General features: G+C 60.4%; 19 protein-coding genes. 6 read left to right on the forward strand and 13 right to left on the reverse strand.

All coding sequences use genetic code 11. The features are described from left to right. Nucleotides 1-1,137 (reverse strand): ABC transporter permease, encoded by a 1,137-nt coding sequence (locus tag SFY93_RS27775; protein ID WP_320445361.1) that lies wholly within the window; start codon nucleotides 1,135-1,137, stop codon nucleotides 1-3. Nucleotides 1,138-1,574: 437 nt separating this feature from the next. Here SFY93_RS27775 and SFY93_RS27780 point away from each other — a divergent pair, with 437 nt between their 5' ends. The 5 genes from SFY93_RS27780 (at nucleotide 1,575) to SFY93_RS27800 (ending at nucleotide 6,533) form a co-directional block, all read left to right on the forward strand. Next, on the forward strand, nucleotides 1,575-1,973 hold the full coding sequence (locus SFY93_RS27780; protein WP_320445362.1) for a translational machinery protein: 399 nt from the start codon (nucleotides 1,575-1,577) through the stop codon (nucleotides 1,971-1,973). A gap of 76 nt (nucleotides 1,974-2,049) precedes the next feature. Further along, on the forward strand, nucleotides 2,050-4,452 hold the full coding sequence (locus SFY93_RS27785) for a phosphoketolase family protein (RefSeq protein ID WP_320445363.1): 2,403 nt from the start codon (nucleotides 2,050-2,052) through the stop codon (nucleotides 4,450-4,452). 9 nt (nucleotides 4,453-4,461) lie between these two features. Next, nucleotides 4,462-5,661, forward strand: coding sequence for an acetate/propionate family kinase (locus SFY93_RS27790; protein WP_320445364.1), 1,200 nt, complete (start codon nucleotides 4,462-4,464; stop codon nucleotides 5,659-5,661). A gap of 79 nt (nucleotides 5,662-5,740) precedes the next feature. Beyond that, a complete protein-coding gene (locus SFY93_RS27795; RefSeq protein ID WP_320447883.1) occupies nucleotides 5,741-5,965 on the forward strand; it encodes a hypothetical protein in 225 nt (74 codons plus the stop codon). 25 nt (nucleotides 5,966-5,990) lie between these two features. After that, the gene (locus SFY93_RS27800) at nucleotides 5,991-6,533 is read left to right on the forward strand and encodes a GNAT family N-acetyltransferase (RefSeq protein ID WP_414716996.1); all 543 of its coding nucleotides are present in this window, start codon (nucleotides 5,991-5,993) and stop codon (nucleotides 6,531-6,533) included. 67 nt (nucleotides 6,534-6,600) lie between these two features. Here SFY93_RS27800 and SFY93_RS27805 read toward each other — a convergent pair whose 3' ends face one another. From SFY93_RS27805 to SFY93_RS27840, 8 genes are all read right to left on the reverse strand, one after another. After that, nucleotides 6,601-7,761: an IS30 family transposase gene (locus SFY93_RS27805; RefSeq protein WP_320445365.1), complete on the reverse strand. Its 1,161-nt coding sequence runs from the start codon at nucleotides 7,759-7,761 to the stop codon at nucleotides 6,601-6,603. 131 nt (nucleotides 7,762-7,892) lie between these two features. Next, nucleotides 7,893-8,594, reverse strand: a complete 702-nt coding sequence (locus SFY93_RS27810; protein WP_320445366.1) for an ABC transporter ATP-binding protein — start codon at nucleotides 8,592-8,594, stop codon at nucleotides 7,893-7,895. Then, nucleotides 8,587-9,321, reverse strand: coding sequence for an ABC transporter ATP-binding protein (locus SFY93_RS27815; protein ID WP_320445367.1), 735 nt, complete (start codon nucleotides 9,319-9,321; stop codon nucleotides 8,587-8,589). Before SFY93_RS27815 ends, SFY93_RS27810 begins: the two co-directional genes overlap by 8 nt. A 2-nt stretch (nucleotides 9,322-9,323) precedes the next feature. Then, nucleotides 9,324-10,346 (reverse strand): branched-chain amino acid ABC transporter permease, encoded by a 1,023-nt coding sequence (locus tag SFY93_RS27820; protein ID WP_320447869.1) that lies wholly within the window; start codon nucleotides 10,344-10,346, stop codon nucleotides 9,324-9,326. Between the two features lie 80 nt (nucleotides 10,347-10,426). Beyond that, the gene (locus tag SFY93_RS27825) at nucleotides 10,427-11,647 is read right to left on the reverse strand and encodes a substrate-binding protein (protein WP_320445368.1); all 1,221 of its coding nucleotides are present in this window, start codon (nucleotides 11,645-11,647) and stop codon (nucleotides 10,427-10,429) included. A gap of 4 nt (nucleotides 11,648-11,651) precedes the next feature. After that, the gene (locus SFY93_RS27830) at nucleotides 11,652-12,509 is read right to left on the reverse strand and encodes a branched-chain amino acid ABC transporter permease (protein ID WP_320445369.1); all 858 of its coding nucleotides are present in this window, start codon (nucleotides 12,507-12,509) and stop codon (nucleotides 11,652-11,654) included. Between the two features lie 35 nt (nucleotides 12,510-12,544). Then, nucleotides 12,545-14,059, reverse strand: coding sequence for an amidase (locus tag SFY93_RS27835; protein WP_320445370.1), 1,515 nt, complete (start codon nucleotides 14,057-14,059; stop codon nucleotides 12,545-12,547). 166 nt (nucleotides 14,060-14,225) lie between these two features. Then, complete coding sequence (locus tag SFY93_RS27840) at nucleotides 14,226-15,407, reverse strand: substrate-binding domain-containing protein (protein ID WP_320445371.1); 1,182 nt, start codon at nucleotides 15,405-15,407, stop codon at nucleotides 14,226-14,228. Nucleotides 15,408-15,580: 173 nt separating this feature from the next. Here SFY93_RS27840 and SFY93_RS27845 point away from each other — a divergent pair, with 173 nt between their 5' ends. Next, the gene (locus SFY93_RS27845) at nucleotides 15,581-16,018 is read left to right on the forward strand and encodes a MarR family winged helix-turn-helix transcriptional regulator (RefSeq protein WP_068735340.1); all 438 of its coding nucleotides are present in this window, start codon (nucleotides 15,581-15,583) and stop codon (nucleotides 16,016-16,018) included. Nucleotides 16,019-16,043: 25 nt separating this feature from the next. Here SFY93_RS27845 and SFY93_RS27850 read toward each other — a convergent pair whose 3' ends face one another. The 4 genes from SFY93_RS27850 to SFY93_RS27865 form a co-directional block, all read right to left on the reverse strand. Further along, nucleotides 16,044-16,430 carry a RidA family protein gene (locus tag SFY93_RS27850; protein ID WP_320445372.1) on the reverse strand — a complete coding sequence of 129 codons (387 nt, stop codon included), beginning with the start codon at nucleotides 16,428-16,430 and terminating at the stop codon, nucleotides 16,044-16,046. Nucleotides 16,431-16,448: 18 nt separating this feature from the next. Continuing rightward, on the reverse strand, nucleotides 16,449-18,809 hold the full coding sequence (locus SFY93_RS27855) for an acetamidase/formamidase family protein (protein WP_320445373.1): 2,361 nt from the start codon (nucleotides 18,807-18,809) through the stop codon (nucleotides 16,449-16,451). 128 nt (nucleotides 18,810-18,937) lie between these two features. After that, nucleotides 18,938-20,179: an acetamidase/formamidase family protein gene (locus SFY93_RS27860; RefSeq protein WP_320445374.1), complete on the reverse strand. Its 1,242-nt coding sequence runs from the start codon at nucleotides 20,177-20,179 to the stop codon at nucleotides 18,938-18,940. A 46-nt stretch (nucleotides 20,180-20,225) separates the two neighbouring features. After that, nucleotides 20,226-21,836, reverse strand: a complete 1,611-nt coding sequence (locus tag SFY93_RS27865; protein ID WP_320445375.1) for an amino acid ABC transporter permease/ATP-binding protein — start codon at nucleotides 21,834-21,836, stop codon at nucleotides 20,226-20,228. Nucleotides 21,837-21,846 lie beyond the last annotated feature (10 nt).

Here is a 21,846-nt window from a genome sequence, read left to right on the forward strand (position 1 = left end):
CTACATTCCTATCGATGCGAAGAACACCGCGAATAGTCCGTCGAGAACGATGACGAGAAAGATCGATTTCACGACAGATGTCGTTGTTTGTTTGCCTAGGGATTCAGCGCTACCTTTCACGCGAAGCCCCTCGCTACACGCGACGATCCCGATCACCAGCGCCATGAATGGCGCTTTGATGATACCCACTTCGAAATGCGTCACCGAAATCGCTTCATGTAACCGGGCTATGAATGTTACCGGCGACATTCCCCCATAAAACCATGCAACGAGGCCTCCCCCGTAAAGCGCCGCGACCGCCCCTACGAAGGCCAGGATCGGCAACGCGACGATCAACGCGACGATGCGAGGCAGGATTAGCACATCGACCGGATCAAGACCCATCGTCGATAGAGCATCAATCTCCTCGCGCATCTTCATGGAGCCCAGTTCAGCGGTGTAGGCGCTCCCGGATCTTCCGGCGACCATGATTGCAACGATCAGAACCCCCAGTTCACGCAACACCAGGATCCCGACCATATCGACCACATAGGCCTCCGCGCCGAACTTGCGGAAGTGGAAGATACCCTGCTGCGCGATAATGGCGCCGATCAGAAATGTAATCAGGACCACTATCGGAAGCGCCTGCCAGCCGACCCGATAGATCTGGTAAACCAGTGATGTCAGCCGAAACGATCTCGGGCGGCGAAGCACACCGACAGCGGCCAGGCAAATTGCGCCGAGCATTTGAAGGAAAGCCGACAGATCCAGAACTGCCGCCAGCGCCGCCCGACCTAGCATTTCGAATCTGTCGACGATGGAGTTACGCTCCGTGGGACCCGGATTGCGTCGTCGATTGACCTGTCTTAATTCCTCGATCAGATCGATATAGTCTTCTGCAGCTCCCACAATGTGCGCGCGTTGGCCGCCGCTGGCCAAATGTCGCGATAATCGCTCGATCAGCCAAGCGCCCAATGTGTCGAGCTCCCGGACGCCGGACATGTTCACGGTTACCGACCGTGCCCGCGCGAGCTGCGGCGCTATGCTGGCAGATAGTTGCTCCAGAGTTGCCGCATTGACGACGGTCCAACTTCCTGTTGGGCGTAATTCGAGCTCATCGCCACTGGCGCTGGCTATCAGCAAAGGTGCACTCATCACGACGATCTCCTGCGCTTATGCCAAAATAGGCCCGTGGAGGCGCCATCGAGCGTCGTCAGCAGGACGACACGCGGGTTGAAGTGGAGGCCACATGTTGGGTGACACGGATCGCTCTCAAATCATATAACGAAGTTCCTTCTGCCTGATCACCGGAACGAAACTCCGTTTATCGTCGGCCTGTAACTTATCTTCGGAACTTCCGCCGCTCTGGCGGTTTGGATGAAGTGAATGAGGATCATCGCGCGTTCTGGTCTTTTTCAATTAGATCGTTTCTGACGTGACGGCTGTTTGACGTATGTCAAACGGCCGCTCGCCGTTTGCCGTACTGTTCTGCGACGATATTCTGCAACAGCAAGCATGCACCTCGCTTCTGCAGAGGATAACACGGCTGCAAGAGCAAGTTAGACGCGAAAGCAAATCGCAAAAAAGGAAACAGGATGCATCATTATCATGCGGTCGTTTGGATCGACCATCGCGAAGCGAAGATATTCCATGTCGGCCTCACCGGGACAGATCAACTCGATCTTCATCCGACATTCGAGACACGCCACATTCATCACAAGGCCAACGAAATCGGAAGCGGTCATGTCCACGAAGACAAGGGGCTGATGAAAGACGTGGCGGGCGCGGTGAGTGATGCCGGTGAGATTCTGATCATTGGTCCGGCGCAGGCGAAAACCGAACTGGCGACCTATCTCCGAGAGCATACGCATATCGGTGGTCGCATTGTCGGCGTCGAGGCCGCTGATCATCCCACCGATGGCCAAATCGTCGCTTACGCCAAGAAGCACTTCAAGATCGGTACATTGCGCGGCGACGTGCCCGCAAGCCGCTGAATTTTACGATAAAGCGATTGCGAGTATTGGCGGCAGATATTTGCCGCCGTGCGGCGACTGGATCAAGGTACAGCATATGCCACGTTATGGAGAAGCTTTCCTCAGCACCGACGAGGCTCAGCTAATTGATCGCTACTGGCGCGCCGCAAATTACCTGTCGGTGGGTCAGATATATCTACTGGACAACGCGCTACTGCGCGAGCCGTTGCGCAAGGACCACATCAAGCCCCGTCTGCTCGGCCATTGGGGCACCACGCCTGGGCTAAACTTCATCTACGCGCACCTGAATCGCGTTATTCGCGCCCACGACCTCGACATGATCTATATCTGCGGCCCCGGCCATGGCGGCCCGGGGATGGTCGCAAATACATATCTGGAAGGCACCTATAGCGAGGTCTATCCGGACATCACCCAGGACGAAGACGGACTGCAGAAACTATTTCGACAGTTCTCGTTTCCGGGCGGCATTCCCAGTCATGCGGCTCCGGAAACTCCCGGTTCCATCCATGAAGGCGGCGAGCTCGGCTATGCGCTGGTGCACGCCTACGGCGCGGCCTTCGACAATCCCGACCTGATCGTCACCTGTGTCGTCGGAGACGGAGAAGCGGAGACAGGCCCCCTCGCCGCGTCATGGCACTCCAACAAGTTCTTGAGCCCGAAGCATGACGGCGCGGTACTGCCCATTCTTCATCTCAACGGTTACAAAATTGCCAATCCCACTGTGATGGGGCGGATGAGCGACGACGAAATGCGCCATCTGTTTCATGGCTACGGTCATGAGCCGATGTTCGTCGAGGGCAGCGATCCTGCTCTTATGCACCCGTTGATGGCGCATACGCTCGAGCGCGCGATTGGCAGGATTCGTGCGATCCAGGCTTCGGCCCGTGACGGTCGCGTAACGGTGGATCGGCCGAAATGGCCCATGATCGTCATGCGCAGTCCAAAGGGCTGGACCGGCCCCAAGGAAGTCGACGGCTTGAAGGTCGAAGGTTTCTGGCGCGCCCACCAGGTGCCGATTGCCAACCCGCGCGGCAATCCCGAACACCTCAGGCTGCTCGAAGAATGGATGCGCAGCTACCGGATCGATGATCTGTTCGACAAAGCCGGTCGGCTGCTACCTGAGTTGCAGGCTCTGGCGCCGCAGGGGCGCCGGCGCATGGGAGCCAATCCCCATGCCAACGGCGGTTTGCTAAAGCGCGAGCTGAAGCTACCTGACTTCCGCGCCTACGCCATCAATGTTCCCCATCCCGGGGGAACCGAAGGCGAAGCAACGCGCGTGATGGGGCAATTTCTGCGCGACGTCATCAAGCTGAACGCCGATGCGCGCAACTTCCGCATCATGGGTCCAGATGAAACAGCGTCGAACCGGCTAGACGCCGTATTCGACGTGACCGAGCGCGTCTGGATGGAGGGCATCGAGCCGTATGATGTCCATCTCGCCCAGGACGGCCGGGTGATGGAAGTGCTCAGCGAGCATCTATGTCAGGGCTGGCTGGAAGGCTATCTGCTGACCGGACGCCACGGGCTGATGTCTTGCTATGAGGCCTTCATCCACATCGTCGATTCAATGTTCAATCAGCACGCCAAATGGCTGAAAGTGTCCCGGGCGTTACCCTGGCGACGCCCCGTTGCCTCTCTCAATTATCTTTTGACATCCCATGTCTGGCGCCAGGACCACAACGGCTTCAGTCATCAGGATCCGGGCTTTGTCGACCTGGTCGCCAACAAGAAGGCCGACATCGTCCGGATCTACTTCCCGCCGGACGCCAACACACTGCTCTGGATCACCGATCACGTGCTTCGGACGTATGACCGGATCAACGTCATCGTTGCCGGCAAGCAACCCTCGCCGCAATGGCTCGGCATTGAGGAAGCTGCGACCCATTGCGACGCTGGGATCGGTATCTGGCCTTGGGCTGGCACCGAAGACACAGGCAGCGAACCGGATGTCGTGATGGCCTGTTGTGGCGACGTGCCTACCCTGGAAACCATGGCTGCGGTCGACCTTCTTCGGCAAGCCCTACCCGACCTGAAGATCCGCGTCGTCAACATCGTCGATTTGATGACGCTGCAACCCAAGACGCAGCACCCGCACGGACTGGATGACCGCGACTTTGATGGCATGTTCACCCGGGACAAGCCGGTGATCTTCGCCTTTCACGGTTATCCAAACCTCATCCACCGACTGACCTACAGCCGCGCCAACCATACCGGCATGCATGTGCACGGCTTCGAGGAAGAAGGGACGACGACCACGCCGTTCGACATGGTGGTGCTGAACCGGCTAGATCGCTTCCACCTCGCCATCGATGTCATCGAACGCGTTCCTAGCCTCAGCATCACAGCAGCGGCGACCAAGCAGCAGCTTCGCGACAAGCTGCTTGAGCACACAACTTATGTGCGCGCCCATGGCGAAGATATGCCGCAGATTCGCGATTGGAGCTGGCCTGACCATTTCACCAAGCACACCACCGACTGAGGACAAGCGATGCCTGATGCCGTCCTTGTCGTGAATTCCGGCTCCTCAGGCATTAAGCTTGCGCTATTCGATATCGTATCAGATGGAGAGCCGAGATTGCTCTGCCGGGGGAGTCTGGACGAGCACGACGCCGAGCCGCGCCTGACGATCAAGGAGACCGACGGGGCCATTCTCTATGATCAGCATCGCAAGGTCGCGGACGGCCACGGAGAAGAACTGCTGCTTGATGCGTTGAATTGGATCGATGGCTACCTTGCCAGTGACGATCTGGTTGCAGTTGGTCATCGCGTGGTCCATGGCGGATTGGCCTTCGCAGCGCCGGTCCGATTGACGGGATCGATAGTCAAAGAGCTTGAAAAGCTGACACCGATGGCGCCACTGCATCAGCCACGCTGTCTATCGCCGATACGTGCGATCATGACCGACCGGCCGGAACTGCCCCAGGTTGCCTGCTTCGACACGGCGTTCCACCACTCACTTCCCGCCTCCGCCACCCGCTTTGCCATTCCACGCCAGCTCCATGACGCCGGCATCCGTCGTTATGGATTTCATGGACTGTCGTTCGAGTTCATTGCCGGACGACTCCAGGAACTCTCACCATCTTGCACCGAGAAACGATGCGTTGTCGCGCATCTGGGTAGCGGCGCCAGCCTATGCGCCATGCGTGGGGGCGCCAGTATCGACACCACGATGGGCTTCACACCGCTCGACGGCCTGGTGATGGCTACCCGCTGCGGCGCCATTGATCCCGGCGTGCTCCTCTATCTGCAGCAAGAGCGCGGAATGTCGGCAACTGACCTCGAAAATCTGCTCTATCGGGAATCGGGGCTGCTTGGTGTGTCGGGACTATCAGGCGACATGCGAGTACTGCTCGCCAGTAAAGACCCGCATGCCTCCGACGCCATCGATCTGTTCGTGACGTCCATCGCCAGAGAAACAGCGATGATGGTCAATAGCCTTGGTGGCATGGAGTGCCTGATCTTCACCGGCGGGATTGGAGAGCACGCACAGGAAATTCGACGGCGCGTTTGCGAGCGGATGAGCTGGTTGGGCTTAGCCATCGATGCAGACGCAAACGATGCAGGATCCGCGTGCATCAGCACTCGGGATAGCAGTGTTGAAATCCGGATCATTCCGACGAACGAGGAGTTGGTCATCGCGCGTTATTGCGTAAGGAACCTAGCTGATAGCATCTCTGATCCAGCCTAGGAGATCCACCGTCTGCTTCAAACTACCGAGAGACATTCGACGGGCTACCCGTCTGCACCATATAACCAACGAGGCCCCCATGATAAATCTTGAAACATACGCGCATGGCATCAGGGAAGCTCTGGACGAATGCCACGAGCACATGTCGCCTATGGAAGCTGGCGAACTGCAGATCGGCAAGCGCGCCACCGGTGGCGACTGGCAGGACATAACGGCCGAGACAGTCGATCGGCACAAGAAGATGATCACCACTTACGAAGGTATTCTGAAGGTGCTCTCTGCCAAGCTGCAGGGCGTTTTTTGATGCAGGATCAGGCCACGAGCCACACATGAACGCGGTCGGTGGATCAACTCGTCCTTACCCGGTCGAATGGGAGCGACATCTCGTTCTCAATTCTGACTGGAGAATTTTTACGCGGCCGATCACGGCGGCGGATGAACCTCTGGTTCTGACGCTTCTCTCCCGCGTTAATAAGGGCGATCTCAGGCTTCGATTCTTTGGTGCCATCAAAGAATTTTCCCACCCGTTTCTCGTAAGCTTGACGCAGATTGATTATGCCAAGGCCATGGCATTCATCGCGTTCGATGAGGCGAGCCAGGAGCCGCTTGGCGTCGTCAGGATGCATCGTAAAGATGACGGCGTTTCCGGTGAATATGCCATCCTCCTTCAATCGGACCTCAAAGGCAGAGGGCTCGGTTGGGCTTTGATGCTGTTGATTATTGAGTATTCCCGCTCCGAAGGGCTTAAACAGATCGTTGGCCAAATCATGCGCGAAAACACGATCATGCTTCAAATGTGTAGGGAGCTGGGTTTCGAAGTCATGGCGGACGCAGAAGATCATGGAATTTATGATGTCACTTTAGACCTCTGAGTAAACGGAGCGGCTGCAACCCGGCATCAGAAGCATTTCATGATGATGTCCGCTTTGTGCGGTGAGTTCAACCGATCGCTGCAACACATTCGGCAAACCTCTCAGCCGGCGTCTGATAAAGCAATGTTTTCCGTGGTCGCTCATTGAGCTGCCTTGCAATGGCGCTGAGCTTGGCCTGGCTGTGCAAGGACAGATCCGTACCACGCGGCAGATATTGGCGCAGTAATCTGTTGGTGTTCTCGTTTGATCCGCGTTGCCACGGAGAGCGGGGGTCACAAAAATAGATGGCGACGTCGGTGGCCAATGCCAGTCGCTGATGGTCGGCGAGCTCCTTGCCTCTGTCCCAAGTCAGGGACCTGTAAAGTTCGCTGGGCAACCGCCGCGATTGCTTGATCAGCGCCGAGACAACGCTTTCGGTGTCCTTGTTCGCGACCTTGATCAGCATCACATAACGCGAATGCCGTTCAACGAGCGTTGCGATATAGCTATTCCTCGATCCGCCGATCAGATCGCCTTCCCAATGGCCAGGGACCGCACGATCATCGACGGAAGGCGGTCGTTCACTGATGGATACGGCGTTCTTGATCTGGCCGAGTCCGTTCCGTTCCATGCTCGCATGCCTGGAGCGACGAACCGTACGCTTTGCTCTCAGGTGCTCAAGAAGCTCCTTTTTCAGGACGCCGCGCGCCTGGATGAACAGGCTGCGATAGATCGTCTCGTGTGACACCTGCTTTTCGGGCTCCGCCGTGTGCGTGCGCTTCAGCCAGCCGGCAATCTGTTCCGGTGACCATTGTCTCTGCAATAAGGTCGATACTGTCCGCCTTAAGAACGGACGACAAGCCAGCTTGCAGAGCTTGGGTCGTCGCGATCTATCCCAGGCGGCCTGATCGGACCGGGCTGCCCGATAGCGATCCGCCCCACCATTGCGTTGGACTTCACGGCTGATGGTTGAAGCAGATCGTCCCAAATGACGCGCGATCGACCGCAATGAACGACGCATGCTGAGCCAACGAGAAATCTCCTCCCGTTCAGACAGACTAAGCGCTCGCTTGGCACGGCACCGATCAGGCGGTCGGATACCGCCAGTCGGCGATATGATCGAGAATACCAATGAGGAATCGCGGTCAAACCGGTGTCCGATCGAACTCATCGGTTCGCCTGCTTGCCTACGATCCCAGATCTCGGATCGTTGCGCCGCCGAATAGTTAATGCGTTGTCGCCGCTTCATGTCCGCACTCCATCTTTGCTAAAAGATTAGAGTGTTGCACCGACCAATTGAGCCCACCGCCAAACGCGGACATTATTCACCCTGCAACGAAGGTTGCAAAAAGAAGTAGGTGCCAACGATCTCGCTTGGTTCTAAGGCGCCAAATACTGCACCAATCGTGGATCGTTGCGGATTTCCTGCGCCGAACCTGTCAGCGCAACCCGGCCGCGATCCAGCATGTAAGCGCGGCTCGCGACCCGAAGCGCGAGATCGAGATGCTGCTCGACGATGACGACGGCGATGTCCTTCGCCAGCAGGATCAGGCGCTCGGTAATTTCCTCGATGACACCGATCCAAACGCCCTCAGTCGGCTCATCCAGCAGCAAGATTTTGGGATCGGACAGCATGGCGCGCCCGATCGCCAGCATCTTGCGCTCACCGCCGGACAATGTGCCGGCAAACTGATCGAGCCGCTGGCCGAGCTTCGGGAAGATCTCTAGCACGCGGTTAACTGCCCCGCTGTCGCGATTGGTCAGCGCGCCGACGGCGAGATTGTCCCGCACCGAGAGTTTCGCGAACACCGAATGTTCCTGCGGGACATAGCCGACGCCGCGGCGGATGCGCTGCTCGGTCGGCAGTTTGCCGACATCGCGGCCATCGAGGCTCACCGCACCGCCGAGCACCGGCAACTCACCGACAATAGCCTTCATCAGCGTGGTTTTGCCGGCACCGTTGCGACCGAGAATGGCGACGCCGCCGCGCCACGGCACGCTGAGCGTAACGCCGAACAGCACCTGGCTGCGGCCGTAACCGGCATCGAGCGACTGGATATCGAGGAATTTATCGTCAGGCACGGCGGAGATAGACCTCCTGAACTTTGGGGCACGACTGCACATGCTGCACCGTGCCGGTCTGCAGGATCTGGCCCTGATCCAGCACGGTCAGGCGGTCGCAGATATCGCGGATGAAATCGAGATCGTGCTCGACGATGACGAGCGAACAGCGCGCCTTGATCGGCTGCAGCAATTCGCCGGTGACGCGGCGCTCTTCCAGGCTCATACCGCCGGTCGGCTCATCGAGCAGCAGGAGCTTCGGCTCGGGCGCCAGCGCCATGGCGATCTCGAGCCATTGCTGCTGCCCGTGCGATAGCGCGGAGGCCGGCTCGTGGGCGCGATCGACGAGACGAAACTGTTCAAGCATCGCCATGACTTTGTCATGCAGCACGCCGCGGGTGCGCGACAGCGCCAGATTGAGCAGCGATGTCTGCGCCTGCAGCGCCAGCAGGATGTTGTCATACAGCGTTAGGGCCGGCAGCACGCTGGTAATCTGGAATTTCAGGCTCATGCCGGCACGGGCGCGCTCCGCCGGCGAGGCCTGCGTGATATCGTGGCCGCCGAAAGTGACGATGCCTTGCGTCGGTGTCTCGGCGCCGGCGATGCATTTCATCAGCGTGCTCTTGCCGGAACCATTGGGTCCGATCAGGCCGTGGAATTCATTGGCAGCGATGGTGAGATCAGCGCCGTTCAGCGCCGTGAGCTTGCCGAATATCTTGATGAGGCCTTTTGCTTCCAGAAGCGCCATGACTATCGCTTCCCCGGACGGCCGAAGCTGCCGACGCGCTCGCGCTCTGACAACAACAGGCTGACCAGTCCTGCGGGCCGGAACAAGATGACCAGCAGCAGCAATACGCCAAGAATGATCGGCCAGATGTCCTGATAGCTGTTCGACAGCCAGAAGCTGACAGCCTCAATGACGACCGTACCGATCACGGCGCCGATCAGTGTGCCGGAACCGCCGAACAACACATAGAGCACTACCTGGGTGGAAATCACGACGCCCAGCATGTTGGGCCAGACGAAGCCTTCGTGAAACGCATAGAGACTGCCGGCGAGCCCGGCGATAGCGCCACTCAGCGAGAAGATGATCGCCTTGAGGTGCTGCACCTTGTAGCCGAAGAAGGCGATGCGCTGTTCGTTCTCGCGCAGGCCGGCCAGCGCGAGGCCGAATTGCGAGTGCATCAGGAAACGACAGAGCAGATAGACCACGGTCAGGAAGCCGATGGCCATGTAGTAATAGGCAGGTCCCTCTGTGAGCTCATAGCTGCCGATTGTCATCGGCGGGATCGAGGGAATGCCGTTCTGGCCGCCAAGATAATACCACCCCCGCGCCAGACGATCGCAGGCATAGGAGCCCGTCAACGTGCCCAGTGCTACGAAGATGACGCTGGCGGGATGGCGACCAAGCAGCAGAAAGCCGCCGAGCAGCAGCGCAAAGGCAAAGCCGATCAGAAGGCCGGCGGGCAGCACGAGCAGGATGGACGTAATGCCAAGATCGCGCGCCAGCAGCGCCACGCCATACCCGGCCGAGCCGAAAAACACGGCCTGGCCGAAGCTCATGATGCCGGCATAGCCCCAGACCAGGTCGAATGACAGCGCGAACAGGCAGAGGATCAGCACGCGTGTGGCATAGACGGTGAGATAATCCTGCAGCACCAGCGGCAGCAGCAGGCCAATGACCAGCACCGTGATCTCGATCATTGGCAGCACGCGCCATTGGCGCGATGCGCTGATGCCTCGCGTCAGAGATACGGCAGAGAGTGGCGTCATCTCGGTCATCAGGTCGCCGGCATGAGAGAAAGAGAAGCGGGAGTGATATCGGTCACTCCCGCGAGGTTCGGATTATCGGTTCAGCATTCCTTGGGATCGACGAGACCGGCGCTGCGCGCGACGACCTCATATTTGCCGCCCTTGGCCACCGCCGTATACATCTTCATCTTGCAGTGCCGCTGACCGGGGACCATCTCGGCCGGCCCGCCCGGGCCTTCGGCGATCTTGGCATGGTCGAGCGCCTTGGCAACTGCATCACGATCGACACTGCCGGCTTCCTTGACGGCGGCTTCCCACAGTTTCAGGCCGCGATAGGTGCCGGTAGCGGCGCTGCCAGCCGCAAACAGGAAGTTGCCGGGAAACTGCTTCTCATAGGCGGCTTGCAGCTTGGCGCTGAACGGATCTTCCGGCGTCAGCGCTTTGAAGTAATCGAGGCAGCTTGCGAGGCCCTCGATTTCGGCCGGCTGATTGATGCTGAGCGTGTTTTCATCATAGTAGACGCAGGCGAGCCGCCCGCCATTCTTGAGGAAGCCTGCTTCGGAGAGCTGCTTGAAAAACGGCCCGACGCCTGGCGGAATGACGGTGTTGAAGACGACATCGACCTTGTTCGAAATGATGCGGTTCACGGTCGACGAAAAATCGATCTGGTCGAGCGGGTAATACTCCTCGAACACGACCTCGCCGCCATTGGCCTCGATCACTTTGCGGGCATAGACGTTCAGCGTATGCGGCCAGACATAATTTGCACTGGGCAGCGCAAACTTCTTGCCGCCATTCTTGATCAGCCAGGGGATGAATTCATCGCATTGCTGCGCCGGCGTCGGCCCGGTGCAGAACAGATAGGGCGTGCATTCCTTGCCTTCATAGAGCTGCGGATAGATGTAGAGCGTCTTGCCGCGGGAGACGATGACGTCCTTGATGGCGTTGCGCATCGACGAGGTGATGCCGCCTATGACCAGATCGACCTTTTCGCGCTGGATCAGCTTACGGACATTGCCGACCGCGACGGATTCATTGGACGCGGTGTCCTCGATATACAGTTCCAGCGGTCGGCCAAGCAAACCGCCGGCATCGTTGATGTCCTTGATCACCATCCTGGCCACATTGGCGTCAGCATTGCCGGCATAGCCCATCGGCCCGGTGAGATCCGTGCCGACGCCGACCTTGATCGGTCCGGCCGCCGCATTGGCCCAGTCCGGCCGGATCACCCAACTGCCTACACCGGTGGCGATGGCCGTCCCGAACAGGGCCGCATTGCCGAGAAAGCGGCGGCGGCTGAGAGTGTTGGCATCATGAGACATTGGACTAAACCCCTTTTCCTGCAACGAGGCCCTGCGGCCGGAATTTGATGAAGATGATGGCGAGCACGAATACCGCGACATCGGCGATAACGGGCGAAATCACCCACGGCAGCGCTGCACTGAGCGTGCCGATCAGGCCTGCGCCAGCCACCGGTCCGGCAAAGGAGCCGATGCCGCCGACCATGACGGCGACGAAACCCTGAATCAGAAAGCGGATGCCGAGATCGGCGAACAGCGTGAACACCGGCACGATCAGCGCACCGGCCAGTCCCGCCAATGCCGCGCCGAAGGCGAAGGTTGCGCCATAGATTGCGTTGGTCGAAATGCCGGAGGCCCGCGCCAGCGCCGGATTCTCCAGCGAAGCGCGGATACGCAGGCCGAACGCGGTGCGCGCCAGAAGCAGATAGCTCCCTGCCATCACCAGCGCGGTGATCACGATGATCACCAGACGCCAGGTTGAGAAATGCATGCCGCCGATGGTCACCGAACCGCCGATGGGCTCCGGCACCGACAGATACAGTCCGCCGATCAGGCCGCGCACGATCTCGCGAATGATCAGTCCGAGCGCATAGGTGCCGAGCATTGCCACGATCGGCGCGGCATAGAAGCGCCGGACAATCAGCCGCTCCAGCACGAAGCCTAAAGCACCGACCACGAAGGGTGCAGCGATCATGCCCAGCCACACCGGCGCGCCGGCGGAATGGACGATATAGGTGACATAGGCCCCGAGCAGAACGAACTCTCCCTGCGCGAAATTGAAGATGCCCATCATGCTGGCGATGATCCCCAGCCCCAGCACGACCAGCACGACGATCGCCCCGAAACTGGCGATCTCGAAGATCGCCATGATCAGATTATCCATGCGCGATCACCGATCCCCGCTTCTGCATGGATGCCTCACATCGTCTTCCAATCAGCGGACTGCTCGAAAGCGTGCGCGGCGCGATAGATGGTCATCTCGTCGAAATGCTTGCCGACCAGCATCAACCCGACCGGCAGGCCATCGACCATGCCGCACGGGATCGACATCGCCGGATGATGCGAGATATCGAACGGCGAGGTGTTGGAGATCATCTCGAAGGCGCGGCCGACGACTTCTTCACGCGGCGCGCCGGGCGCCGGCAGCGGTGTCGCCTTCATCGGTGTGGTCGGCATCAGCAACAGATCATAGCTCGCCAGCGCTTTGTCATAAGCAGCCGTGACGCGACGCGAGATGTTCAGTGCTTTGCCGTAAAAACGAGGGCCGAAATTGTTATTGATATAGGTGCCGAACAGCAGCAGCAGCTTGGTTGTTTCGGACAGCGAGTCCGCCTGCCCGCGCCAGCCGCGATGGGCGTCCATCAGCGAGGTCGAATAGAGATCCGACCGACTAAGGCCATAGCCATCGCCCACCATCATGGTCTGGGTCATACCTTCGGTGCCGATCGGCGTCCAGACCGCCGCCGCGGTGAGATGCATCGGGATCGAGATCGTCTCCACTGTCGCGCCGAGATCGGCGAAGCGCTTGGCGGCTTCGCGAACGCTGCGATTGACCGCGTCTTCGGCGCCGAGTTGCTCGAAACCTTCCTTGACGATGGCGATCTTCATGCCCTTGACACCGGCGCCGAGCGCCTTGGTGTATTCCGGCACTTCCGGCGACTTGATCCGCGGATCATAGCCGTCATCGCCGGCAAGCACTTCCAGCAATAGCGCATTGTCGGCGACGTTGGATGTCATCGGGCCGGTATGATCGACAAAAATCTCGATCGGCATGATGCCTGTATAAGGCACCAGACCCCAGGTCGGCTTCATGCCATAGGTGCCGGAGAAGGACGACGGCATGCGGATGGAGCCGCCCTGATCGCCGCCGATTGCCATGTCGACTTCGCCGAGCGCGACAACGACCGCACTGCCGGACGACGACCCGCCGGCGGAATAGCCCATCTTGTGCGGGTTATGCACGTTGCCCGTCGAATTGGTGTGGCTGCCGCCGGACATGCAGAAGGATTCGCAATGCACCTTGCCCATGATCTCGGCGCCTGCGTCCAGCATGCGCGTGACGATGGTAGCGTCGAAATCCGGCACATAGCCTTCCAGCGTGGATGAGCCGTTCATCATCGGCACGCCGGCCAGCATGATGTTGTCCTTCAGCGCGACGGTCTTGCCTTTGAGCTTGCCGCCGGGCGCGCCCTTCACCACCGACTTGCGATACCAGGCGTTGCGCGTGTTCTCTTCCGGCGCGGGCCGATAGCCAGGCGTACGCGGATATTTCACTTCGGGCACTTCGTCGGGCATCGCCGCCACGACGTTGTAGGCATCGACGGATCCCTGCATCAGCGCGCGGAACGAGGTGACGTCCTCATCGGACAGCGCGAGGCCGCACTGATCGGCGACGGCGAGGAGTTGATCGGGAGTGGGAAGTGAAACGGCCACGATGATTTCTCCTGATATCCACGATGCAACCGGCACGGCATTTCTTCGGGATGCCCACGCCGTCAAGGCGACGACGGTGTCGCCTTTCGCGCATCATTAGAAAGAGAAATATTTTCCTTTTCAAGTATTATTTTTCAAGGTCGTCCTGATCGGGTCTGCGACTGACCTAGAATGTCCGGATGAGCCTGAAATCCAGACCGTCTGCTTCGGCAAGATAGATCGGCATTTTCGCCCGCCCGCCGCGCATGCTGACCTCACCGCGGGCGCCGTGATAGGCCACGCTGGACGCCGCGTTCAGCATCGGCCGGACGTCGAATGAGCCCGCCTTGGTCGCCACGGATTCGAGAAACCGAAGCCCCTCGTAATTCGACTGCGCGACCGATCCCGGCACAGGCGCACAGCGTCCGAACGATGCTTCATATTGCGCACGGAATGCATCATTCGCCGCCGACGCACGGTCGACGAAATAGCCCGATGCACAATAGAGCCCCTCGGAACTATCCGCGCCCATGCCGAGCAGCAGCGTTTCATCCATGGCTCCCGCCAGTCGGAGGACCTTCGACGAGAGACCATGTTCGGCGAAGGCGCGGTTAAACACGATGCTGTCGGTGCCGATCAGCGAGATGACCACGACATCCGGCTTGGCCGCCCGGATACGGGCGATCTGGGCATCGTGATTCTGCTCGCCAAGCGCAACGAATTCCTCACCGACCACGCGCCCTCCGGCGCCGGCGATGTATGTCTTGGTGGCCTTGTGGGCCAGCCACGGCCAGACGTAATCGCTGCCGATCAGATACCAGCGCTTCGCCTTCTTTTCATTCGCCAGCCATTCGATGGCCGGGCGCGACTGATCGCGCGGCGTCTCGCCGATCGCCATCACGCCGGGCGTGCGTTCGCCGCCTTCATAGACAGGCGTGTAGATATAGGGCACGCGCCCGGCGATCACCTTGCGCAGCGCGACGCGGACCGCGCTGATATGCGAGCCCATGATGACATCGGCATCGCCAGCCGCAATCATGTCGGTTGCCGTGCGGACAACGCCATCGATATCGCCGCCGGCGTCATGAAACACCGGCTCGATCTCGCGCCCGAGAATGCCGCCGCGCCGATTGATCTCCGAAGCCGCGAGCATCATGCTATTGGTGCCCGCCAGGCCCCAGATCCCGGCCGGGCCGGACAGGCCGATAAAATTGACGACGCGCAGCTTTTCGCGATTGCGACGCCGCGGAAACAAATCGGGACGTGCAATCGCGTCACGACCTCCCGCGCTGTCCTGAAAGCCCTTCAGCAACCATGGCGCCGGCATCGGCAGCGCACCGGTCGTTGCAATCTGCAGTGATGAGAGCATGTCGCTCTCCTTTCGACGTTGTCAGCGGCGGTGCGGCATCAATTGATCGGCAGTAAAATCGTGCGAAAGAAAATATCGTAGAGGAAAATATTGAATATTCAACGATTCCCGTGCATATGGTTCAGGCAAAGTCGCTTAATATTCATCACCCCTTCCAGCAAAGTTTCCCAACCGTGGCCAGAACGCCGAGCACGCCCATCACCGAACACCTCGCTTATCTGCTGGCGCAGGCGAACCGGGAAATTAATCGCCAGCTCGATGCGCGCTTCAAGAAGGAAGGCGTGCCGGTCGAACAGTGGCGCATTCTGAAAGTGCTGTCCGACGGCAAGGGCCACTCCATGGGCGACCTCGCCGATGCGGTTCTGCTGAATCATCCGACCCTGACCAAGATGGTCGATCGCATGGTGTCTGATGCGCTGGTCTACCGGGTGCAGGACCCCGACGACCGCCGCAAGGTGGTGATGTTCATCTCCGACCGCGGCAAGACACTGACCCAGCGGCTGAACTCGCTGGCGCTGAGCCAGGAAGCCCATATCGCCGAGAACTACGGCAACAAGGCAACGGCCGACCTGAAGCGCCTGCTGGAAAGCCTGATCGAAAAGGCGAACTAGGTTTTCCATCTCTTCGCACCGACCATTATCTGGGCCGTCGACAAACCAAGTCGATTTCGATCAGAGCGTCATAAGCGAGGCCCGTGACGCCGACACAGGTCCGCGCCGGCAAACGATCCGGCGGAAAATAGCTGCGATAGGTCTCGTTCATCGCCACGTAGTCGCGCTTGAATTCGGTGAGATAGATCCGCGTCATGGTGATGTGCTCGAAGCCGAGATCGAGCCCCGCGAGCACCACGCGCAGATTTTCCATCACCGCTTCGGTCTGTGCCACGATGCCATCGGGCAGCACGCCCGGCATTGCCGGAGTGTCCGGCATCTGCCCGGTGACGAACACGAAGCCGTCGGTCTCCACAGCATGGCTGAACGGCGCGACCGGCTTCGGGCCGCCGGAGATCATGTGAAATTGCAACAGCGCGTCTCCTGGACCCTATGATTTTGACGTGTGATCGAACACCCGCTTGCTCAGAATGGCATGGACGCCCCAATTGCCATCGACGACCTGCGTCACGCCAAAGTCGACCGCGACCGACATCAACGCGATCGCCTCATCCTCGGTGAGACCTTTGATGTTCATCAGGAAGCGCCGCATCTTGCGAAAGGCGTCCTTCATCGCAAGATCGAGCGACGAGGTCGCATAGACCTCGCTTTGCCCCTTTGCGCCAAATTCGGCGAGATAGTTCGGATGGCTGAAGCCCATCAGCACCCAGTCACTCTCGGTCTCGATCAGCGGATAAGTGAGATCGGCAAACGCCTGGCCGGCGAGATTGCCCTTCTTGTGCAGGACCACCTGGAAGGTTCCGGTCATCGAACATTCGATCGCCGTGCCGCCGAGTTCGCCGTCGCCCTGCGCGGCATGGGGATCGCCGACCGACAGCAATGCGCCGGGCACCGACACCGGCAGATAGACCGTCGATCCCTTGCCGAGCCGCCAATTGTCGAGATTACCGCCAAAATAGGCTGGCGGGACTGAATCGACGAGATCAGCCTCGCGCGGCGCCACGGCAATGACACCGAAATGCGGGCGCAAAGGAATGCGAATGCCGTCGAGCACGTCATGCCGACGCCGTACAGAGGCCGGCGTAATCGGAATGCCCGGATAGTCGTAGGTGTTGTGCACGGTGCCGAACGGATCGGTCTGCGGCTCCCAGCGATACGAATAGAGCGCGCGCGCATATGGCACGTCGTCGTGATCGAGAATTTCGTAGATCGTCACCGCCTCGCGCGCATTCTGCTCGGCGAGAAATTCCTTGTAGTGATAGCCCCACCACGCCGCGACGCTGCTGCCAAAAACCTGACCGTCGAAATCCGGATTTCGACTGGCGCGCGGCACGATGTCGAGGATGCGGATTTCCAGCACGTCGCCGGGCTGCGCGTCCTTGATCGCCACCGGCCCGGTGCAAATGTGGACGCCAAAGCCCTCACCGGCGCCGCGGCCATAGATCGAGGCGTCCATCGGACCGGCACCGCGGCGATCGACATTCTTCTGATCGCGCGTCCAGCGGAACACGCTCTCAGCGCCGATATCGCCCTTGATCATCCGCTCGGGATCGTCGGATGCGTGCTGCGTCAGTGTTTCGATGGTGATCGTGTCGCCGGAATTGATCTCGATCTGCGGCGGCAACGAGCGGCTGAAATAGCCCCAGTGCACGCGGGATGCATCCGCAGCGAGATGATGATGCCGCTGATTCTTCGAAGCATCCGCGATGCCGTGCGTGATCATCGCGGCCGGCTCCGGCTGCGCAATCTTCCCCGCGGTCGACGGCGCGTGCTTGCTGCGCAACTGCGCCAGCGCTTCCTGCGGCCAGCCGCGTTGTCCCGCCGCCGTCGCCGACGCCGTCAAGCGCTCGGCTTCATTCTGGCGGAATTCGCGCGGCGACAGGCCGAAGCGGTGACGGAACGTGCGGCTGAAATGCGCGGAGTCATTGAAGCCGGCACGAAAGGCAATCTCGGAAATCGAGTGATGCGCCTCGGACGGATTCGACAGATCGGCCCAGGTGCGCTGCAGCCGGCGTTCGCGCAGGTAATGCGTAAAGCTGCTGCCGGTGCCTTCGAATAGTTTCTGCAGATAACGTTCGGAGATGCCCTCGGCCTGCGCCACCTTGGCCGGCGTCAGATCCGCATCGTCGAGGCGTCGCTCGATGGTCTGGCACAGCCGATGCAAGGTCGCAGCCTTGGTCGCCGTGCCGCTGTTGAGATCGGCCGTCGGCTCGGCCAGTTGACGTGTAAAGGTCGGCAACAGATCGGCAAGACTTTGTGCGATCGCCAACCATTCGGCATCGGACAATGTTTCAAGGTTGCGGGCCGCCTGTTCCATCATACGCGCGAACACGTCGCCGAAGCCGCCGGGGCCTACGATCTGGACATCGGCGATGGCGGGTGCACTGGCGCGGCGGCTGTGCAGCGGGTCGGATGTCACCGAGAGCACCACCGCGCGCATGTCGCGCTGGAATGCGACGCTCCAGTCCCCTTCGCGGGGCAGCAACAGCAGATGCCCGACGGCGACGATCTGATGCCCCGCGGTGGTCTTCAGCGCGACGCCATCCTCAAGCGGCAGCAGCACCAGCGGATGGTCGCTGGCCAGATCCGACAGCGGCGAGATTGCCTGTGCGCCGGCAGACAGTTTGGCCAGAGCAATACCTTCGAAGGTGCGACGAACTGCGGTGGCATGCCCGTGATGCGTGGTCGTCGCAGCTGTCGGCTGCAGGCCAATCGAACTCAGGACGTCGCGCCATGCTTCGGGGCGGTCGTCTTCAGAGTAGGATTCACTGGTGAACGGACGGAGGCTCATGCATCGACCTTCATAGCCGAAGCGAAGCAACCTCCGTGCCATCCCGAAGGACGCAGCGCCCTGCCCTGCAACTTCCCCGATCACCGCGCCATCATCCTCATAACCGAATTCAGTGCAATTTCATCCGCTTAGTCGCAGCGGAAGACGTTCTTGCGGATTGTGCCATGGACGCCCCAATTGGCATCGACCACCTGCGTCACCCCGAAATCCGCACCGACCGACATCAGCGAGATCGCCTCGTCTTCACTCATCTTGTGCACCGTCATCAGGAAACGCCTGAGCTTGCGGAACGCATCGCGCATCGCCCGATCGAGGCTGGAATGATTGGCGACGTGGAGCTGTGCATTGGCGCCGAGTTCGGCGAGATAGTTCGGGAAGGTGAAGCCGTAGACCGACCAGGCATCGGGCGTTTCCAGCATCGGATGCGTCAGGCCTTCGAGGGGCGTACCGCCGAGGTCACGATGCTTGTGCAGGATGAACTCGAAATCGCCGGTCAGTGAGGTCTCGATGGCCGTGCCGCCGAGCTCGCTGTCGCCCTGCGCGGCATGGGGATCGCCGACCGAGAAGAACGCGCCGGGCACCGCCACGGGATAGAACATCTTGGCGCCCTTGCCGACGCGCCAGTCATCGATATTGCCGCCTGTATAACTCGGCGGGATCGACGACACGAAATCCTCCTCGGATGGCGCGAGGCCCATGGTGCCGAAATGCAGCCGTGCCGGCACCCTGACATTGGGCAGGATGTTATCGCGTTTCCTGATGGTCGCGTGATCGACGCGCACGCCGGGATAATCGATGGTTGGATGCAGGATGCCATCGGGGTCGGTCTGCGGCGTCCAGACATAATTATAGACCGCCTTGGCAAACGGCTCGCCCGACGTATCGAGCTCGAAGATCGTCACGACCTCGCGCGGCTTCGGTTCCTCGATCAGGTCGTGATAGTGGAAGCCCCAATTCGCGGCGACGTTGGAGCCGAAACACTTGCCGGCGTAACAGGCCTTGCAGGCCGGCCGCGGGCGCACGTCGAGAATACGCACTTCCAGCACGTCGCCCGGCTCTGCGCCTTCGATCGCCACCGGCCCGGTGAGCAGATGCACGCCGACGCCTTCGCCTGAGCCGCGGATGAACGGGCCTTCCGTCGGGCCCGACCCACGCCGCACCACCGCCTTGTGCTCGCGGGTCCATTTGAACACGCTCTCGGCGCCGGGATCGCCTTCGATCATGCGCTCGTAATCGTCATTGGCATGATGCGTCAGCGTTTCGATGGTGGCGCGGTCGCCCGACTTCAGCGTCAGCGCGGGCGTGACCACCTTGCTGAAATAGCCCCAGTGAACGGTCTTCGGCGACACCGGAAGAAGATGATGTTTCATGCTGAGGCCCTCGGTAGCAAATGGACGAACTTCACAAGCGCGACTATCACGAGACTTCCGCCTCCATCGCATTGAGGAAACGCTGCGCGACGGGATTGCGCGGATTGGTCAGGACTTCACTCGCTGGACCTTCCTCGATGATCGCGCCTCCGGCGAGCAGCACCACACGGTCGGCCACTTCGCTGGCAAAGCGCAGCTGATGCGTCGAGATGATCATGGTCAGACCGTCCTCGACGGCGAGCCTGCGGATCACTTCGAGCACTTCATTAACCAGTTCGGGATCAAGCGCCGACGTCGGCTCGTCCAGCAACAGCACGCTCGGATTGGGTGCGATCGCGCGGGCGATGGCGACGCGCTGTTGCTGGCCGCCGGACAGATGCCGTGGCAGCGCATCGGCGCGGTGGCTGAGACCGACGCGCGCCAGGAGTTCATCGGCCCGACGATCGGCATCGGCACGCGCTACGCCGTGTACCCAGCGCAGCGGGCCGGCGATGTTTTCCTTGGCTGTGAGATGCCCGAACAGATTGAACTGCTGGAACACCATGCCGACGCCGACTTCGGCGCGGGCATTCGCCAGCAAACGCGGCGACAACGGCTTACCGTGCTCGTTGAAGCCGAGCTGGCGGCCGGCGACCTTGATGGCGCCGCCGTTCCACAGTTCGAGATTGTTGATACAGCGGAGCAGCGTGCTCTTGCCGGAGCCACTTGGTCCGAGCAGCGCGATCACTTCACCGATCCTGACCGTGATGTCGACGCCGTCGAGCACTACATTCCTGTCGTAGCTCTTGCGGAGATCGGAGACCTCGACGGCGACATTGTTGCGCGCTAGCATCTCCGCGCGTTTGGTGCGATCGGCGCGTTCCGGCCGCATCCGCGGCGGCGGCAGTTCGGCGACACCGCCGTCGGGCAGGATTTCCGGCGACATGTGGGCCTGCGGCGCCAGCGGATCGTCGCTGCCAGGCGCGCGATACCACGGCATGAAGCGCATGAACTGGTTCTGCCTGGTCGTGCGATCGAGGTCGAACTTCCATTCCAGAAGCAGTTGGATGCCGGCGATCGCCGCTGTGAGCAGCAGATAGATCAGACCCGACGCGAAGAAGATCGAAAAGAAATCGAAGGTCGAGGACGCCAGTTGCGTCGAGCGCAGCGTCAGCTCCTGCACGGCGATGACGGAGGCCAGCGACGAATTCTTCAGCGCGCTGACCGCTTCGTTACCGAAAGCGGGGATCATCGACCGGATCGCCTGCGGCGCGATGATCCGGCGCATCAGGACGCCCGGGGTCATGCCGAGCGCCTGGCCGGCCACCACCTGGCCGCGGTCGACGCCGAGCACGCCGGAGCGCAGCATCTCGGCGATGAACGGCGCTTCGTTGCAGGCCAGTGCCAGGCCGGCAGCGAGAATGGCGGGAAGCTTGATGCCGATCTGCGGCAGGGCGTTATAGGCAAACACCATCTGCAGGATCAGCGGCGTGCCGCGAAAGATCACGGCATAGACCCGGGCGAAGGATGCCAGCGGCTTGAACCTGCTGAGCTGCATCCATGCCAGGATCACACCGAGGATCAGCCCGCCGCACAGACCGAGGGCGGTGACCTGCAAGGTCGCCTGGATGCCCTCGATCATATACGGCATGCTGAGATAGTGGAGGAACAGCTCCATGGAGGCAGAA

The sequence above is a fragment of the Tardiphaga sp. 42S5 genome (assembly GCF_034044155.1).
Classification (GTDB): Bacteria; Pseudomonadota; Alphaproteobacteria; order Rhizobiales; family Xanthobacteraceae; genus Tardiphaga; species Tardiphaga robiniae.

What these genes read in the sequence shown, in the direction of transcription:
- SFY93_RS27805 (WP_320445365.1), bottom strand. Translation starts at nt 7,761, where the DNA reads ATGAAGCGGCGACAACGCATTAACTATTCGGCGGCGCAACGATCCGAG.
- SFY93_RS27815 (WP_320445367.1), bottom strand. Translation starts at nt 9,321, where the DNA reads ATGGCGCTTCTGGAAGCAAAAGGCCTCATCAAGATATTCGGCAAGCTC.
- SFY93_RS27780 (WP_320445362.1), top strand. Translation starts at nt 1,575, where the DNA reads ATGCATCATTATCATGCGGTCGTTTGGATCGACCATCGCGAAGCGAAG.
- SFY93_RS27840 (WP_320445371.1), bottom strand. Translation starts at nt 15,407, where the DNA reads ATGCTCTCATCACTGCAGATTGCAACGACCGGTGCGCTGCCGATGCCG.
- SFY93_RS27820 (WP_320447869.1), bottom strand. Translation starts at nt 10,346, where the DNA reads ATGACGCCACTCTCTGCCGTATCTCTGACGCGAGGCATCAGCGCATCG.
- SFY93_RS27790 (WP_320445364.1), top strand. Translation starts at nt 4,462, where the DNA reads ATGCCTGATGCCGTCCTTGTCGTGAATTCCGGCTCCTCAGGCATTAAG.
- SFY93_RS27825 (WP_320445368.1), bottom strand. Translation starts at nt 11,647, where the DNA reads ATGTCTCATGATGCCAACACTCTCAGCCGCCGCCGCTTTCTCGGCAAT.
- SFY93_RS27785 (WP_320445363.1), top strand. Translation starts at nt 2,050, where the DNA reads ATGCCACGTTATGGAGAAGCTTTCCTCAGCACCGACGAGGCTCAGCTA.
- SFY93_RS27800 (WP_414716996.1), top strand. Translation starts at nt 5,991, where the DNA reads ATGAACGCGGTCGGTGGATCAACTCGTCCTTACCCGGTCGAATGGGAG.
- SFY93_RS27855 (WP_320445373.1), bottom strand. Translation starts at nt 18,809, where the DNA reads ATGAGCCTCCGTCCGTTCACCAGTGAATCCTACTCTGAAGACGACCGC.
- SFY93_RS27830 (WP_320445369.1), bottom strand. Translation starts at nt 12,509, where the DNA reads ATGGATAATCTGATCATGGCGATCTTCGAGATCGCCAGTTTCGGGGCG.
- SFY93_RS27795 (WP_320447883.1), top strand. Translation starts at nt 5,741, where the DNA reads ATGATAAATCTTGAAACATACGCGCATGGCATCAGGGAAGCTCTGGAC.
- SFY93_RS27860 (WP_320445374.1), bottom strand. Translation starts at nt 20,179, where the DNA reads ATGAAACATCATCTTCTTCCGGTGTCGCCGAAGACCGTTCACTGGGGC.
- SFY93_RS27865 (WP_320445375.1), bottom strand. Translation starts at nt 21,836, where the DNA reads ATGGAGCTGTTCCTCCACTATCTCAGCATGCCGTATATGATCGAGGGC.